The organism is Herbiconiux sp. (assembly GCF_023264855.1).
Classification (GTDB): domain Bacteria; phylum Actinomycetota; class Actinomycetes; order Actinomycetales; family Microbacteriaceae; genus Herbiconiux.
This window is the reverse complement of the sequence record NZ_JAHFUW010000005.1, coordinates 107,740-122,685: the sequence shown is the minus strand read 5'-3', so window position 1 is coordinate 122,685 and position 14,946 is coordinate 107,740. Positions and strand designations below refer to the sequence as shown.

The 14,946-nt window shown below is 70.0% G+C and carries 13 protein-coding genes; 5 read left to right on the top strand and 8 right to left on the bottom strand.

From position 1 onward, the window contains the following. Window positions 1-12: 12 nt before the first annotated feature. Window positions 13-1,557 carry a family 14 glycosylhydrolase gene (locus Q0D75_RS03680; protein ID WP_291049501.1) on the bottom strand — a complete coding sequence of 515 codons (1,545 nt, stop codon included), beginning with the start codon at window positions 1,555-1,557 and terminating at the stop codon, window positions 13-15. Between the two features lie 50 nt (window positions 1,558-1,607). Continuing rightward, the gene (locus Q0D75_RS03675) at window positions 1,608-3,257 is read right to left on the bottom strand and encodes a M20/M25/M40 family metallo-hydrolase (protein WP_291049498.1); all 1,650 of its coding nucleotides are present in this window, start codon (window positions 3,255-3,257) and stop codon (window positions 1,608-1,610) included. 214 nt (window positions 3,258-3,471) lie between these two features. Here Q0D75_RS03675 and Q0D75_RS03670 point away from each other — a divergent pair, with 214 nt between their 5' ends. After that, complete coding sequence (locus tag Q0D75_RS03670; protein ID WP_291049495.1) at window positions 3,472-3,795, top strand: hypothetical protein; 324 nt, start codon at window positions 3,472-3,474, stop codon at window positions 3,793-3,795. Window positions 3,796-3,832: 37 nt separating this feature from the next. Further along, window positions 3,833-4,762 (top strand): EamA family transporter, encoded by a 930-nt coding sequence (locus Q0D75_RS03665; RefSeq protein ID WP_291049492.1) that lies wholly within the window; start codon window positions 3,833-3,835, stop codon window positions 4,760-4,762. Here the strand turns inward: Q0D75_RS03665 and Q0D75_RS03660 are convergent, their stop codons facing one another. From Q0D75_RS03660 to Q0D75_RS03650, 3 genes are read right to left on the bottom strand one after another with little or no spacing between them, the layout of a single operon-like run. Beyond that, a complete protein-coding gene (locus tag Q0D75_RS03660) occupies window positions 4,763-7,462 on the bottom strand; it encodes a glucosidase (RefSeq protein ID WP_291049489.1) in 2,700 nt (899 codons plus the stop codon). A gap of 20 nt (window positions 7,463-7,482) precedes the next feature. Then, on the bottom strand, window positions 7,483-7,923 hold the full coding sequence (gene sufU / locus Q0D75_RS03655) for a Fe-S cluster assembly sulfur transfer protein SufU (protein ID WP_291049487.1): 441 nt from the start codon (window positions 7,921-7,923) through the stop codon (window positions 7,483-7,485). Continuing rightward, the gene (locus Q0D75_RS03650; RefSeq protein ID WP_291049561.1) at window positions 7,923-9,224 is read right to left on the bottom strand and encodes a cysteine desulfurase; all 1,302 of its coding nucleotides are present in this window, start codon (window positions 9,222-9,224) and stop codon (window positions 7,923-7,925) included. The genes sufU and Q0D75_RS03650 overlap by 1 nt, the downstream gene beginning before the upstream one ends. Window positions 9,225-9,415: 191 nt before the next feature. Between Q0D75_RS03650 and Q0D75_RS03645 the strand changes: the two genes are divergently transcribed. Continuing rightward, a complete protein-coding gene (locus Q0D75_RS03645) occupies window positions 9,416-9,880 on the top strand; it encodes a phage tail protein (protein WP_291049482.1) in 465 nt (154 codons plus the stop codon). Here Q0D75_RS03645 and Q0D75_RS03640 read toward each other — a convergent pair. Further along, window positions 9,864-12,470 (bottom strand): excinuclease ABC subunit UvrA, encoded by a 2,607-nt coding sequence (locus Q0D75_RS03640; RefSeq protein ID WP_291049478.1) that lies wholly within the window; start codon window positions 12,468-12,470, stop codon window positions 9,864-9,866. The genes Q0D75_RS03645 and Q0D75_RS03640 overlap by 17 nt on opposite strands. A 73-nt stretch (window positions 12,471-12,543) precedes the next feature. Here Q0D75_RS03640 and Q0D75_RS03635 point away from each other — a divergent pair, with 73 nt between their 5' ends. After that, window positions 12,544-12,966 (top strand): arsenate reductase ArsC, encoded by a 423-nt coding sequence (locus tag Q0D75_RS03635; protein ID WP_291049475.1) that lies wholly within the window; start codon window positions 12,544-12,546, stop codon window positions 12,964-12,966. Beyond that, window positions 12,963-14,183 (top strand): chromate efflux transporter, encoded by a 1,221-nt coding sequence (gene chrA, locus Q0D75_RS03630; protein WP_366513402.1) that lies wholly within the window; start codon window positions 12,963-12,965, stop codon window positions 14,181-14,183. Before Q0D75_RS03635 ends, chrA begins: the two co-directional genes overlap by 4 nt. Before the next feature lie 21 nt (window positions 14,184-14,204). Here the strand turns inward: chrA and Q0D75_RS03625 are convergent, their stop codons facing one another. Both Q0D75_RS03625 and Q0D75_RS03620 read right to left on the bottom strand, forming a co-directional pair. Further along, window positions 14,205-14,681 (bottom strand): SRPBCC family protein, encoded by a 477-nt coding sequence (locus Q0D75_RS03625; RefSeq protein WP_291049472.1) that lies wholly within the window; start codon window positions 14,679-14,681, stop codon window positions 14,205-14,207. Window positions 14,682-14,743: 62 nt separating this feature from the next. Continuing rightward, window positions 14,744-14,908 carry a hypothetical protein gene (locus Q0D75_RS03620; RefSeq protein ID WP_291049469.1) on the bottom strand — a complete coding sequence of 55 codons (165 nt, stop codon included), beginning with the start codon at window positions 14,906-14,908 and terminating at the stop codon, window positions 14,744-14,746. Between the last annotated feature and the right edge of the window lie 38 nt (window positions 14,909-14,946).

Genomic DNA, 14,946 nt, shown 5'->3' with positions numbered 1-14,946 from the left:
TGACCCCGGAACTCAGTGGAAGTCGCGGAGGAACCGTTCGAACTCGGTCCGCCCCGTCGAGGCCGGAACCACCACGTCGGACAGCCGCAGCAGGGTCAGGCCCGAATAGGCGGTCGAACCCGAGAAGGCATCGCGGATGTGCGACCAGCCCACGGTGGTGGAGGAGCCGACGCTGCCTAGGCCCGAGCTGAGGGCGTTCTCGCCCTTCAGCGTGACGTGGGCCTTCGCGGCGGCCGAGCCGACCCAGGAGACCAGCGAGGCCGAATCCGAGTAGGCATGCGCGCCGCCGTCCCACTCCCGGCCGTCGGGCATCTCGAGCGCGGTGAAGTGCAGGATCACCCGGTGGGAGGTGGAGTGCCCATCGCCGTTCACGTCGAGATCGTGCACGAGGCCCAGGATGCCGTCGTAGCCGTGCGAGGTGGAGGCGTCGTTGTAGGCGCCATCGGTCGAGATCAGACCGGCCGCGATCTCGGGTGCGCGGCGGATGGGGCTGCTCGACATGGTCTGCCAGTGCACCCCGGGGATCTTGAGGCCCAGCGGCACCGCCGAGAAGCCCTCGTCGAAGGCGCCGATCGCCGCCGAGACGACCTCGCGACCGTGCTGCAGCAGGCTGTCGGCGTACCAGCGCGTGAAGTCGCGGCCGTACTGCAGCGAAGAGTAGGAGCCCGAGTCGATGAAGCGCTCGTGGTCGGTGGGCGGTGAGATGGCCGTGTAGACCAGCCCGGGGATGCCCCAGGCACTGCCGACACCCGCGACCGAGCCGTACTTCGCCACGGCCCAGTCGGCGAACGAGCGCACGGCGGCGGGCGTGTAGCTCTGGAAGGTGCCGCGGTTCGGGTAGCCGGCGGGGTTGCCCGCCACCTTCGAGTCGTGCGCGGCGTAGGAGGGATAGCGCAGCTCGCCCGCGGGGCCCGTGCCGACGGTGATCTCCTGGATGCGGCCGCGGTAATCGGTGGCACCGCTGGTGTAGTGCCCCTCGAAGGCGTTCATGAAGTCGCGCATCTCGAGCAGCGTGCGATCGTTGCCGATGCCCCAGGGCGACGGCGACTCGCGGTCGGTGTTGCCGTACTCGCTCACCCAGTAGTTCTCGACCGGGGTGGAGGTGCACCAGCCTGCGAACCCGCAGATCTGGAACGGCTCCCAGACGAACGAGGGGATCGGGATGTCACAGGTGTCACCGACGTTGCCGCCGCACTGGTGGAACGACATGACCGGTACCAGGTCGAGGCCCGCAGCCGTGACGGCGGCAAACACCTTGTCGTAGTAGGCCCAGTCGAAACTGCCTAGGGCGGGTTCGGCCTTGCCCCACCAGACGTCGACCGCCACAGCGTCGGCGCCCTGGGCGTCGGCCACCGCGAGCGAGGAGGTGAAGTCGCGCCACTGCGGCCCGCCGCTCGCCCAGTCGTCGATGAACAGCGGTGCCATCACGTTCACGGAGCGGGCGGCACCGGCGGCGTGGGCGGAGGGAGCCGTCGCCGGGAGGGCGACGAGGGCGGACACGGAGAGGGCGGCGGCCGCGACGGCGAGCCCTGTTCTGAGAGCGGATCGAAGGAGCATCCACTCACATTAAGCTCGGGCGGCCACCGCCCTCCGTGAGTACTTTCCACCTATTTGCGGGCGGCCCCCTCACGCCGGCGCAACACGGTGACGACGACTCCCGCGCCGAGCAGCAGCACAGCGATCGGCAGTACGACCAGCGGGTCGATCGGCCCGGATCCTGCGCCCGTGGCGGCCAGTGCCGGCCCGGAGCCGGCGGGGTCGGCCACCGGAGGTGCGGTCGGCGCCACCGTCGGCGCGGGCGTCGGAGTGGGGGTCGGCTCCACCGGAGGCAGCACCCCGTTGATCGCCGAGGTGTCGTTCGCGAACGATCCGGTGACCGAGGAGATCGCGCCGATCATGATGCCCAGCGCCTCGGCGTTCACGTTCGTGATGTCGTCGGCGGCCGAGTGGTAGTTCGGGTCGTGCGTGATACCCGCCGTCCCGCCGAACAGCGCCACTTCCTCATCGGTCTTCACGTCATCCGCACCCGTGAACAGGCCGGAGGCCGGCACGCCGTAGGCGATGAAGGCGTCGTAGTCGCTGCGGGCGTCGAAGGCCGTGTCGATCCACGGTTGACCCGTGGCGTCGAAGTAGTCGGTGAGGGCCTTCTCGGTGGCGATCGAGCCCTCCGGCACCTCGACCGGTGCCTCATAGGTCGACTGGTCGGCGTCGTAGACGCTGATCACGTAGTTGGGCGACGCGACCATGTCGAAGTTGAGGTAGGTCGCGATCTCGTCCAGTGCTACCGGGTCGTTCTCGGCCAGGTCTTCGACGTAGTACGTCGAGCCGACGAGTCCGACCTCCTCGGCGCCCCACCAGGCGAAGCGCACCTGGTTGTTCAGCGGGCCGGAGGCGGCCAGCTGCACCGCGGTCTCGAGGATGGCGGCCGATCCGCTGCCGTTGTCGTTGATGCCGGGGCCTTCGGGCACCGAGTCGAGGTGCGCTCCGAGCATCACGGTGTTGGTGGGATCGCCCGTGGGCGTCTCGGCGATGATGTTGAAGGTGTCGACCGTGGTGGTGGTCTCCTGCAGCTGCAGGTCGACCGTCACCGGGTCGCCCGCCTCGAGCGCGGCCAGCACGGCGGCGCCCTCGCTCTGCGTGATGCCCACCGACGGCACGAACTCGGGCAGCTGCTCGCCGAGGGTGCCGTTCAGCGGGCCGTCCTCGTTGTTGTAGACCAGCAGGGCCACGGCGCCGGCCTCGGCGGCCGCGATCGCCTTGTCGGAGAACGGGCAGACTCCACGGCTGACCACGGCGACCGTGCCGGTGGCATCCGTGCCGCCCCACTCGGCGGCATCGCAGCCCGTGGGCGTGACCGGAACGCTGACCGCGGCGCCCACGATCCCGTCGGCGGGTGTGGCCGTCGTGCCCTCCATCGGAATGCGCTCGGGCTCGGCGGGCTCGCCCTCGGCCGGCGGCTCGAGGTCGGTCGTGCTGCCGAGCAGCGTGATCGAGAAGGCGTCGATCGACTGTGTGGTGGCCTGGAAGTCTTGTCGTACCGGCGCGTAACCGGCGTCGGTGAGCACCTGTTCGATGTACTCGCCGCTGGCCTCGTAGCCCGAGGTGCCGATCGCACGGTTGCCGTCATTGGCCTCCGCGATCGACTGCAGGGCCTCGAGGTGGGCGGTGACTCCGGCGACCGTGACGCGGCTCTCGAGATCGTCGGGATCCACGGCGAAGGCGGCTTGCGAACCCAGCCCCACGACGGCGGCGATCATCACCCCCGTTCCGGTTCCGATCGCTGCGAGTCTCCGATGACGTCTGTGCACGTGGTTCTCCCCTTGCTCCGTGAACGTTTGTGGAAGACTACCCGCCTTCGGGGGTCATTCCGCAAGCCTTAATGCAATCGAAACGGGGGCAGCACGTGACCGAAACACGGCATCCGGATCGCCGTACACTCGAAGTCAGAGACGGCAGGGAGGCGAACGGCGGATGCACGACGACGACCCCACCAAGATGAACACGCAGTCCTCGCTCACCACCTCGCAGGGCACGATCTGGCTGGTGACGGGCGGCCTGATGGCCGCGATCAGCGTGGTGCTGCTCTGGACCATGCAGCAGCTGGACTCGCGCGGCATCGCCCTGCTCGGCATCGCCGTCATCCTGCTGCTCTACGTGGCGATGGTCGAGATCCGGCTGCTGGTGCGCACCCTTCGCCCGCGCCTGCTGCTGATGGCGGTAGTGTTCGGCGCCATAGCCCTGGTGGCGCTGGCGGCCGTGATCGCGATCGGCACCTTCGAGGCGTTCCCGGCCTGACGACGACCGCCGGGACGGATTGTGTAACAATTACCGCATGATGCCCGTCTTCGCCGTCCTGCTCGCCGCGATCTGCTTCGGCACCACCGGCACGGCCCAGGCGTTCGGGCCCGCCGATGCGAGTGCCGGATCGGTGGGTGCCGCGCGCATCCTGATCGGCGGCGGCCTGCTCGGGATCGTCGCGATCGTGCTGCAGCTCCGGGCGCGATCGCGCACCATACGGCCCGGCGAGGCAGGCGGCGGCCGCCTGAGGCACGGTGTCCCCTCGTGGTTGCTCGTCGCCGTCGGCGCCCTGGGGGTGCTCACCTATCAGCCCGCGTTCTTCGCCGGGACGAGCGCGAACGGGGTCGCGGTGGGCACGGTCGTGGCCCTCGGATCGGCGCCCGTGCTCACGGGCCTGCTCGACTGGGCGCTGCGCCGACGCTTCCCCGGCCGGCGCTGGCTGCTCGCCACGATCGTCGCCACGGCGGGCGTGGTGCTGATCAGCGGGCTCGTGGGGGCGGGAACCAGCACGGTCAGCCTTCCCGGCATCCTCGCCTCGCTGGGCGCCGGCGCCTCCTACGCGGTCTACACCCTCGCCGCCAAGGCCCTTCTGCAGCGCGGCTGGGGGGCCACCTCCACGATGGGCACCCTGTTCGGCGTGGCCGCGCTCGGTAGCATTCCGCTGCTGCTGGCGAGCGACGCCGCCTGGCTCCTCACCGCCGACGGCCTCGCGCTGGCGCTGTGGCTGGGTGTCGTCACCACCGCGCTCGCCTACCTGCTGTTCGGCTGGGGCCTCGCCCGGCTGCCGGCGGCGACGGTCTCCACACTCACCCTCGCCGAGCCGCTGACCGCGACGGTGCTCGGCACGCTCGTGCTCGGTGAGCTGCTCTCCGGTCAGGCCGTGGCGGGCCTGATCGTGCTCGCCGCGGGGCTCGTCATCCTGGCGTTCCCCGGGCGGCGGCGGGCCGCCCTGGCCGGCGCGTGATCAGGACGGCCGTCGCGTGACGATGAGGTGGGCCACCAGCGCGGTCCACCCCGTCTGGTGCGAGGCGCCGAGCCCCTGCCCGGTGTCGCCGTGGAAGTACTCGTAGAACGCGATGTTGTGCCGCCAGCGCGGATCGGCCGAGAGCAGCGGGTAGCGCGCATCCGAGGGCCGCGGTCCCCCGTCGTCAGGCTCGACGAAGAGCGAGATCAGCCGCTTCGAGAGGTCGTCGGCGATCTCGCCGAAGCTGTGCTGCCGCCCCGATCCGGCCGGGTACTCGACCGTGTGCCGCTCACCCAGGCTGGAGTCGTAGCCGCGCAGCGACTCGATGATCAGCACGTTCAGCGGGAACCACACCGGCCCGCGCCAGTTCGAGTTGCCGCCGAACAGCCCGGAGGTCGACTCCCCCGGTTCGTAGTCCACGACTGCCTCGACGCCGTCGACCTCCACCCGGAACGGGTGCTCGCGGTGCCACGCCGAGATGCCCCGGATGCCGTGCGGCGAGAGCATGCCTTCAGGGTCGAGTGCCTTCGCCAGCACCCGTTCGAGCCGTTCGGGCTCGACCAAGGCGAGCAGGCTCGTCACCTCGCCGCCCTCGTCGACGCTGCGCACCTGCACGAACTTCGCCAGCGAGGGGTTGCGCTCGAGGTAGGCGAGCCCGCGCATCACGAACTCCGCGAGCCGCCCGTCCTGCTCGCGTACGTACACCAGCGCGGCGGCCACGGGGACCAGGCCCACCAGCGAGCGCACCTTCATCGGCACCACCCGGCCGTCGGCCAGGTGCAGCATGTCGTAGTAGAACGCGTCTTCGTCGTCCCACAGCCCGGCGTCGTTCGCCGACCCTGCGATCGCCAGGAAGTGCTCGAAGAACTTCGTCGCCACGTCTTGGTAGGCGAGGTCGTGGTCGCTCAGCAGCAGCGCGATGTCGAGCAGGTGCAGCGCGTAGGTCGCCATCCACGCCGTGGAGTCGGCCTGCTCGAGCACGCCCACCTCCGGCGGCAGCGTCGACCTGTCCAGCGGCGCGATGTTGTCCAGACCCATGAACCCGCCCTCGAACAGGTTGTTGTCGCCGTGGTCCTTGTTGTTGGTCCACCAGGTGAAGTTCATCAGCAGCTTGTGGAAGGTGCGGCCGAGGAAGTGGAAGTCGCGCGATCCGTCGATCTCGAACACCCGCAGGGCCGCCCAGGCCGAGATGGGCGGGTTGACGTCGCCGAAGTCCCATTCGTAGGCCGGCAACTGGCCGTTCGGATGCATGTACCACTCGCGCAGCATCAGCACGAGCTGCGCCTTGGCGAACTCGGGATCGATGTGCGCCATCGTGACGCAGTGGAACGAGAGGTCCCAGGCCGCGAACCAGGGGTACTCCCACGGGTCGGGCATCAGGATGACGTCGTGGCCGGAGAGGTGCCGCCAGTCGCCGTTGCGCACCGCCGGGCGACCGGCGGGAGGCGGCGGAGAGGTGGGGTCGCCGTCGAGCCAGCGGCGCACGTCGAAGTGGTAGAACTGCTTCGACCAGGTGAGGCCGGCGAAGGCCTGGCGGGCGATCGCCTTCTCCTGGTCGCTGGACTCGTCCGGGATGACACCGGCGTAGAACTCGTCGGCCTCGGCCTCGCGGCGGGCCCGAACGGCCTCGGCATCCTCGAACGCCGACGCCGCCTCCGGAGCATCCTGAGCCGCACTCAGACGCAGCCGGATGACGCGCTGCTCGCCCGCCGGCACGGTGACGGCCTGGTGGAAGGCCGCCTTGGTCCCCTCCTGCTGCGGGTTGACCGTGGAGGCGCCGTCGATGAGGAGGTCGTTGATGCCGTCTTTCGGATAAGGCGTCTGCGCCACGCTGCCCGCCGGCGCTCCGAAGAGCTTCTCGACGTTGCTCTCGTTCTCGCAGAAGAGCATCTCGACCGGGGAGTCATCGTCCCCGAGCATCCGCAGCACCAGGTCGTCGGCGCCCGGCCGGTGCGCGAGCATGCCGCCGTCGTGGGCGCGCACGACGGGCTTCGGCGCGGGGTCGAGCTCCCACGACCACACGTTCCGGAACCAGAAGCTCGGCAGCACGTGCAGCGTCGCATCGTCGGGTCCCGCGTTCTCGAGCGTGATCGTCATCGTGAGGTCGTGCGGGCCGGCCTTGGCGTAGTCGACGGTGACGACCCAGTAGCGGCCGTCGTCGAACACGCCGGTGTCGACGAGCTCGAACTCGCCCTCCTCCTTCGAGCGGGCGCCGTTCACCTCGATCAGCTGCTCGTAGGGGAACGCCGCCTGCGGGTAGTGGTAACGCCAGCGCTGGAAGGAGTGCGTGGGCGTGCCGTCGAGGTACCACCAGTACTCTTTCGCGTCTTCGCCGTGGTTGCCCTCGGGGCCGGAGAGGCCGAACATCCGCTCTTTCAGGATGGGGTCGGCGCCGTTCCAGAGCGCGAGGCCCAGGCACCAGCTCTGGTCGCGGTCGCAGAAGCCGGCCATGCCGTCTTCGTTCCAGCGGTAGGCGCGGGAACGGGCGTGGTCGTGCGGGAAGAAGCGCCAGGCGTCGCCGTCGGCGCTGTAGTCCTCGCGCACGGTGCCCCAGGCGCGCTCGGCCAGGTAGGGCCCCCAGTCGCGCCAGTCACCGCCGGTGATCTTTCCGGTGCGGGCGGACTGGGCGTCGGCCTCGGCCAGGCGCCGGCGTTCGGCTCCGTCGTGCCGGTCGTCATCGGGCTCGGGATTGCGGGTCACGCTCGCAGTCTAGGGCGCAGTCAGCCCTTGGCCAGCGCGTCTTCGAGCGCCACCCAGGGCAGCATCGCGCACTTGATGCGCGTGATGTAGCGCGAGACGCCGCCGAGGGCGACCGCGTCGCCGAGCAGCTCCTCGTCGCCCTCGAGGGCGCCCTTGGACTGCATCAGCTCGCGGAACGCGCCGATCCGCTGCTCCAGCTCGTCCGCCGTCAGCTCGTCCACCAGGTCGGCCAGCAGCGAGGCCGAGGCCGTGGAGATGGAGCAACCCTGTCCTTCCCAGCTGATCGAGGCGATCCGTCCCGCCTCACCGCGGTGCACGTTGAGGGTGACCTCGTCGCCGCAGGTGGGGTTGATCTGATGCGAGGTTCCGGATGCCGCGTCGCGCAGCCCGTAGCCGTGCTTCTCTTTGGCGTGGTCGAGGATGACCTGCTGGTAGAGCCCTTCGAGCTCGCGCGAGGCCATCAGGCGACCCGGAAGAAGGATCGGACCTCGGCGACGGCCTCGACGGCCGCATCGACGTCGGCGGGCGTGTTGTAGAGGTAGGCGCTGGCGCGGGTGGTGGCGGTGATGCCGAAGCGACGGTGCACGGGCTGCGCGCAGTGGTGGCCGACCCGCACGGCGATGCCGCGGTCGTCGAGGAACTGGCCCACGTCGTGCGCGTGCACTCCGTCGACCACGAAGCTGGCGAGGCCGACGCGCTCGATTCCGTCGGTTCCGGCGGGCGCGCCGGCCGGGCCGAGTACGCGGACGCCCGGGATCGCACTGAGTCCGTCGTAGAGGCGGCGGCCGAGTGTGGCCTCCCACCCGTTGATCTGCGCCATGCCCACGGCGGAGAGGTAGTCGACGGCGCTCGCCAGGGCGATGGCCTGCGATACCCGCTGGGTGCCCGCCTCGAACCGCATGGGCGCGGGCAGGAAGGCGGACTCGGTGAGCCCGACCGTGGTGATCATCGAGCCGCCGGTGAGGAACGGGGGCAGCGCGTTCAGCAGCTCGGAGCGGCCGTAGAGCACGCCGACGCCGGTGGGCCCGAGCATCTTGTGGCCGGAGAACACGGCGAAGTCGACGTCCAGCTCGTGCAGGTTCAGCGGCATGTGCGGGGCCGACTGGCAGGCGTCGAGCACTACCAGGGCACCGTGCGCGTGTGCGAGCGCCACGAGTTCGGCCACCGGGTTCACGGCCCCGAGAACGTTGGAGACGTGCGCGAAGGCGACGACCTTCGTGCGCGGCCCGATCAGCTGAGCGGCCTCGTCGAGGCGGATGCGCCCGTCGTCGTCGAGGCCGATCACCTTCAGCGTGGCGCCCGTGCGCAGCGCGAGCTCCTGCCACGGCACGAGGTTCGCGTGGTGCTCGAGTTCGGTGACGACGATCTCGTCGCCCTCGCCCAGGCGGAACCGCTCGGCGGCCGCCCCACCTCGCCCCGCGGTGGCGTTCGACATCCCGTACGCGATCAGGTTGATGCCCTCGGTGGCGTTGGAGGTCCAGACGATCTCGTCGTCCTCCGCTCCCACGAAGCGGGCCACGGTGGCGCGGGCGTTCTCGAACAGCTCGGTGGCCTCGCCGGCCAGCGTGTGCGCGCCACGGTGCACGGCCGCGTTGCTCTCTTCGTAGTAGGCCCGCTCGACGTCGATCACGCTCTGCGGTTTCTGCGAGGTGGCGCCCGAGTCGAGATAGACCAGCGGATGCCCGTTCACCGACCGCGACAGGATCGGGAAGTCGGCGCGGATGCGTTCGACCTCCGCCTCCTCCAGTGTCGCCGAGCTCATCGGGTGGTTCAGGTCAATCGTCACAGCAGCCTCATACGTCGTTTTCGGTGTCCCTCCATTAGATCACCGTCGTCCGACCCCGATGTCGCCGCAGACGGGCGATCGAGCAGTTACGGAGAAGACCTGGGCGCGGGGCGATCGCTACATTGGAGCCAGAGCCGCACTCGCGGGTCGCGAAAGGACTGCTCACCATGTCGTACGCCGTGGACTTCGTCACCGTCTCCCCCATCGGGCTGGAGTCGTCGCCCGTCGTCGACGCCCTGGCCGGCCTCCGCGCGAACGAGGCGCGCTACTTCAAGAACAAGTACGACCACGTGTTCACGACCGAGCCCGCGAGTGAGGCCACAGCGATCGTCGACTGGGTGGCGGGCATCCTCAAAGACGAGCGCGACCTGGTGATCGCTTCACCGCCCCTGGAGGCGACCGAGTTCGAGGTCGAGGGCACCCGCTGGGCCTACGTCTTCTACGAGAGCGGCCTCTCGATCAACGTGCTGTACAGCCTCGAAGACGGCGGCAAGCGCGCGGTCGGCTTTAAGCTCTCCGACGGCATGGATGTTCCGGAGGAGCTGGCCGACAGGTTCAAGTTCGCGCGCCAGAAGTCCAAGCTGGCCGGCACCATCCGCGGCTCCTACTTCGTGATCAAGAGGGAGCACTGACCTCTCGGCCCACCAGGGCGGCCTTGAGGAACGGGGCCGTCCGGCTCGCCGAGTGGTCGGCGACCTCCTCCGGCGTGCCCGCCGCGATCACCTGTCCGCCTGCATCTCCGGCCCCGGGCCCCAGATCGATCACCCAGTCGGCTTCGGCGACGACGCGCATGTCGTGCTCGACCACGATGACGGTGTTGCCGCCATCGACGAGGCGTTGCAGGTGCCCGATCAGCCGATCGGAATCGGCGGGGTGCAGGCCGGAGGTCGGCTCGTCGAGCAGGTAGAGGGTGTCGCCGCGCTGGGCACGCCGCAGCTCGGAGGCCAGCTTGACGCGTTGCGCCTCACCGCCGGACAGCTCGGTGGCCGACTGGCCGAGCGAGATGTAGCCGAGACCGACGTCCAGGAGCGCGTCGAGGTGCTGCAGCACGTCGGCGTCGCCGTCGAAGAACTCTCGCGCGTCGCCCACACTCATCGCGAGCACGTCGGCGACGGTCTTGCCGCGCAGGCGGATCTCCAGCGTCTCGGCGTTGTAGCGCGTTCCCGCGCAGGCGGTGCACGGGGCGTGCACGGTGGGCAGGAACAGCAGCTCGACCTCGATCATGCCCTCGCCCTTGCAGACCGGGCACCGGCCGCTGGGGAGGTTGAACGAGAACCGGCCGGCGCCGTAGTGCCGCCGGCGCGCTTCGGGGGTCGCCGCGAAGCGGCTGCGGATCTGGTCGAAGACACCCGTGTAGGTGGCCACGTTCGACCTGGGCGTGCGCCCGATCGGCTTCTGCGTCACCTGCACGATGCGCCGAAGGCGATCCGCCGGACCTGTCGCGTGGCCGGATGTGGCGGCCGGCGACCCGGAGACCAGCGGATCCTCCGCGGCCGGCTCCGATTCGGCCTCGACCTCGTCGGCGACGCTGGAGAGGTCGGCGCGGAGCAGGTCGGGGATGCCGTGGTTGATCAGCGTCGATTTGCCGGATCCGGAGACACCCGTGACGGCGGTGAAGGCGCCCAAGGGGAAGCTCACCGAGACATCCGCCAGATTGTTCCGCGAGACTCCGCGGAGCACGAGGTGCGCGTCACCGCTGCGGCGCCGGGCCGCTCGATCCGGTGCCGGCGCCGCCTCCGGGCTGCCGAAGAGGTAGCGGCGGGTGACGGATGCCTCCACCTCGCGGAGCCCGTCGATCCGGCCGGAGTACACGACGGTGCCTCCGGCCGTGCCCGCCCCGGGACCGATGTCGACGATCCAGTCCGCCTCGCGGATGACGTCGAGGGAGTGTTCGACGTAGAAGACGGTGTTGCCCGAGTCCCGGAGGCTTCGCAGAATGCGCAGCAGCGCTTCGGTGTCGGCGGGGTGGAGCCCGGCGGACGGTTCGTCGAGCACGAACACGACGCCGAACAGCCGCGAGAGAACCTGGGTCGCCAGCCGCATGCGCTGGAGCTCCCCCGACGACAGCGTGGTCGTCGTACGGTCGAGGGTGAGATAGCCGAGCCCGAGGTCGATGATCGGCGACAGCCGGCCGAGCAGCTCGGAGGCCAGGCGCTGGGCGGCCAGACGCTTCTCCGGCGGGAGCTCTCCGTGCTCCGCCGATCCATGCGTCTGCGAGGGCGATCTCCAGTCCGGCTGCAGCACGGCCTCCATCAGCCGGGCGACCTCGTTCAACGGCATCGAGGAGATCTCGGTGATGTCGGCGCCCTCGAACGTGACGGCGAGGGCTTCCGGCTTGAGCCGCTTGCCGTGGCAGTCGGGGCACCGCACGCTGACCATGAACTCGGCGGCCTTCTGGCGCATCCGCGCACTCTTGGAGTTCGCGAAGGTGTCGAGCACGTAGCGCCTGACCCCGAGGAAGGTGCTCATGTACCTCGGGTCCTCCCCCGCCGCCACCGCCTTGCGCACCTCGCTGGGCGAGCGGTCGGTGAACACGGGCACCTGCGGTGATTCCTGGGTGAAGAGAACCCAGTCCCGCTTCTCGCGGGGGATCTCGGCCCAGGGCACGTCGATGTCGTAGCCGAGCGAGATCAGGCTGTCCTGCAGCTGCTTGCCGTGCCACGCGGTCGGCCAGGCCGCGAGGGCCCGATCGCGGATCGACAGCGAGTCGTCGGGAACCATCAGCTCCTCCGGCACGTCGTAGACCCGGCCGAGACCGTGGCAGGTGGGGCAGGCGCCCTGGACCGTGTTGGTCGAGAAGTCCTCGGCCAGCAGCATCGGCGCGCCGGCGGGGTACGTCCCCACACGCGAGAACAGCATCCGGACGACGTTCGCGACCGTGGTCGCACTCCCGACCGTCGAACGTGCGCTGCCGCCCGATCGGCGCTGCGGAAGAGCGACCGCCGGCGGCAGGCCCTCGATCGAATCCACGTCCGGCGCGCCCACCTGGTCGATGAGGCGCCTCGCATAGGGGGCCACGGATTCGAAGAAGCGCCGCTGCGCCTCGGCGTAGACGGTGCCGAAGGCGAGCGAGCTCTTCCCCGATCCCGACACGCCGGTGAAGGCCACGAGAGCGTCCCGCGGGATGTCGACGTCGATCTCACGGAGGTTGTGCTCGCGCGCGCCGCGCACGCTCACGCCGTCGAATCGTGTTGCGGTCGGGTGGCCGTGGTCGGTGTTCATTGACCCATGCTCTCATCGCGAGATGTGACGTCTGTTTGCCGGCTGTTCACCCACTCCGGCTATCGTGTGCGCCATGAGTGGTCTGCCCGAAACGCCTCGTCCGGTCGTGCTGTTCGTCTGCGTGCACAACGCCGGGCGCTCTCAGATGGCCGCCGGATTCCTCCAGCACCTCGCCGGAGACCGGATCGACGTGCGCTCGGCCGGCAGCGAACCAGCCGACACCATCAACGCGGTCGCCGTGGAGGCCATGCGCGAGGCCGGGATCGACATCGCCTCGCGCACCCCCGAGATCCTGCGCACGGATGACGTGCGCGCCGCCGACGTGGTCATCACGATGGGCTGCGGCGACGCCTGCCCGATCTTCCCGGGCAAGCGCTACGAGGACTGGGAGCTCGTCGACCCGGCGGGCAAGCCGCTCGAGCAGGTGCGCCCGATCCGCGACGACATCGAGGCCCGCGTGCGCGCGCTCGTCGACGAGCTCGCACCGACGCGGTGACCGAACCGACCGGCGGGGCGGGTGAGCCTCCGCGCGGATCGGTGCCGGAGGTGCTCGGCGCCTTCGCCAAGCTGGGGGTGACCTCGTTCGGGGGCCCGATCGCGCACCTCGGGTACTTCCGCGACGAACTCGTGCAGCGCCGGTCGTGGCTGCGCGACGACGAGTACGGCGATCTCGTCGCCCTGAGCCAGTTCCTGCCCGGGCCGGCCTCGAGCCAGGTCGGCTTCGGCCTCGGACTGCAGCGGGCGGGAGCGCTCGGTGCGATCACCGCCTTCCTCGCCTTCACCCTGCCCTCCGCAGCCCTGCTGGTGGCCTTCGCCTACGGCGCCCCGCTCTTCGACGGTGTGATCGGGTCGGGCGTGCTGGCCGGTCTAGGGATCGTGGCCGTGGCCATCGTGGCGCAGGCCGTCTGGGGCATGGCCCGCACCCTCGCACCCGATCGCACACGCGCCTCCATCGCCGTCGTCGCGGCGCTCAGCGCGCTGCTGCTCGCCGGATCGATCGGCCAGGTCGCGGCGATCGCCCTCGGCGCGGTACTCGGCCTGCTGCTGTGCCGGGCACCCGTGGCCGGCACAGCCCATCTGATCCGATTCCCGGTGTCGCGCACAGCCGGTGTGATCTGCCTGGGTTTGTTCGCGGTGCTTCTGGCCGGGCTCCCCGTCCTCGCCGCCGCAACCGGATCGGGCGCCATCCAGCTCTTCGATGCGTTCTACCGCGCCGGCGCCCTGGTCTTCGGGGGCGGCCACGTCGTGCTCCCCCTGCTGCAGGCGGGAGTCGTCGATCCCGGCTGGGTGACGCCGGAGCAGTTCGTGGCCGGCTACGGCGCCGCGCAAGCCGTTCCGGGCCCGCTGTTCACCTTCGCGGCCTACCTGGGCACGCTCTCGACGGTCGGTCCCGGCGGGATCGCCGGAGCCGCGATCGCGCTCGCCGGAGTGTTCCTCCCCGGCTTCCTGCTGCTGGTGGGGGTGCTGCCGTTCTGGAACACCTTCCGCTCGCGCGCCTGGGCTCAGGCGCTCATGCGCGGTGCCAATGCGGCCGTGGTGGGCATCCTGGCGGCGGCCCTGTACGACCCGGTCTTCATCACCGCGATCACGGGGCCCGGCCCGTTCGTGCTGGCACTGCTGTGCTTCGTGCTGCTGATCGCCTGGCGGCTGCCGGCCTGGGCGGTCGTGATCGTGGGCGCTCTGGGCGGGATCCTGCTGGGGATCGTGACCTGAGTCGGGTTCGCGTGCCGGACCCTAGTCGGCGGGTTTGGGATCGACCGAGCGCAGGGTCACGTACGAGTGACCGGAGGGAGCATCGCTCGTCTCCACATGGCGTTTGAATGCGGTGAGGGCCGCTGCCAGCGCGCGGTCGTCCGCCCCCAACGCCGCTCCCGCGCGTTCGGCCGCGGTGGAAGGGGTCCACGTGACCGTCACCGTGACGGATGTCTGCTGATCCGTCGTCGCCTCGAACACGGCCGAACCCTCGAACGCGATGTCCCCCGTGATCGCACGCCAGCGCACGCGCTCTTCGGGGAGCTGCTCGATGACCTCGGCGTCGAAGGAGCGCGTGATCCTTCCGATCGAGAGGGTCCAGTGACTGTAGAAGTCGGACGTGACCGTCACGTCGTGCACCGCGGGCATGTAGCTCGCGAACGATCCGACGTCGAGCCACTGCTGGTAGACGGCGGCGATCGGTGCGTCGATCGCCTCGCTGTGCTTCGCTTCGGTCATCGCCCGAACTCCTTCATCGGCTGAACCCTCTCATCGGGTGGTCTGTCTCGGTCGCGCGGGCGTCAGACGCGGCGGTTGCCGGTGAGCATGCGCACCAGGAACACGATGACGGCGAGCACCAGCAGGATGACGCCGACCCAGAGCAGGAAGTTCAGCGACGAGACGAAGCCGCCGGTGAACAACAGGACGATCGCGATGACGGCGATGACGATGAGCAGGATGTTCACGGTATTTCTCCTTTTGTCGGTGATGACGGCCTTCGGCC

What these genes read in the sequence shown, in the direction of transcription:
- Q0D75_RS03680 (WP_291049501.1), bottom strand. Translation starts at nt 1,557, where the DNA reads ATGCTCCTTCGATCCGCTCTCAGAACAGGGCTCGCCGTCGCGGCCGCC.
- Q0D75_RS03675 (WP_291049498.1), bottom strand. Translation starts at nt 3,257, where the DNA reads ATGATCGCCGCCGTCGTGGGGCTGGGTTCGCAAGCCGCCTTCGCCGTG.
- Q0D75_RS03670 (WP_291049495.1), top strand. Translation starts at nt 3,472, where the DNA reads ATGCACGACGACGACCCCACCAAGATGAACACGCAGTCCTCGCTCACC.
- Q0D75_RS03665 (WP_291049492.1), top strand. Translation starts at nt 3,833, where the DNA reads ATGATGCCCGTCTTCGCCGTCCTGCTCGCCGCGATCTGCTTCGGCACC.
- sufU (WP_291049487.1), bottom strand. Translation starts at nt 7,923, where the DNA reads ATGGCCTCGCGCGAGCTCGAAGGGCTCTACCAGCAGGTCATCCTCGAC.
- Q0D75_RS03650 (WP_291049561.1), bottom strand. Translation starts at nt 9,224, where the DNA reads ATGAGCTCGGCGACACTGGAGGAGGCGGAGGTCGAACGCATCCGCGCC.
- Q0D75_RS03645 (WP_291049482.1), top strand. Translation starts at nt 9,416, where the DNA reads ATGTCGTACGCCGTGGACTTCGTCACCGTCTCCCCCATCGGGCTGGAG.
- Q0D75_RS03640 (WP_291049478.1), bottom strand. Translation starts at nt 12,470, where the DNA reads ATGAACACCGACCACGGCCACCCGACCGCAACACGATTCGACGGCGTG.
- Q0D75_RS03635 (WP_291049475.1), top strand. Translation starts at nt 12,544, where the DNA reads ATGAGTGGTCTGCCCGAAACGCCTCGTCCGGTCGTGCTGTTCGTCTGC.
- Q0D75_RS03625 (WP_291049472.1), bottom strand. Translation starts at nt 14,681, where the DNA reads ATGACCGAAGCGAAGCACAGCGAGGCGATCGACGCACCGATCGCCGCC.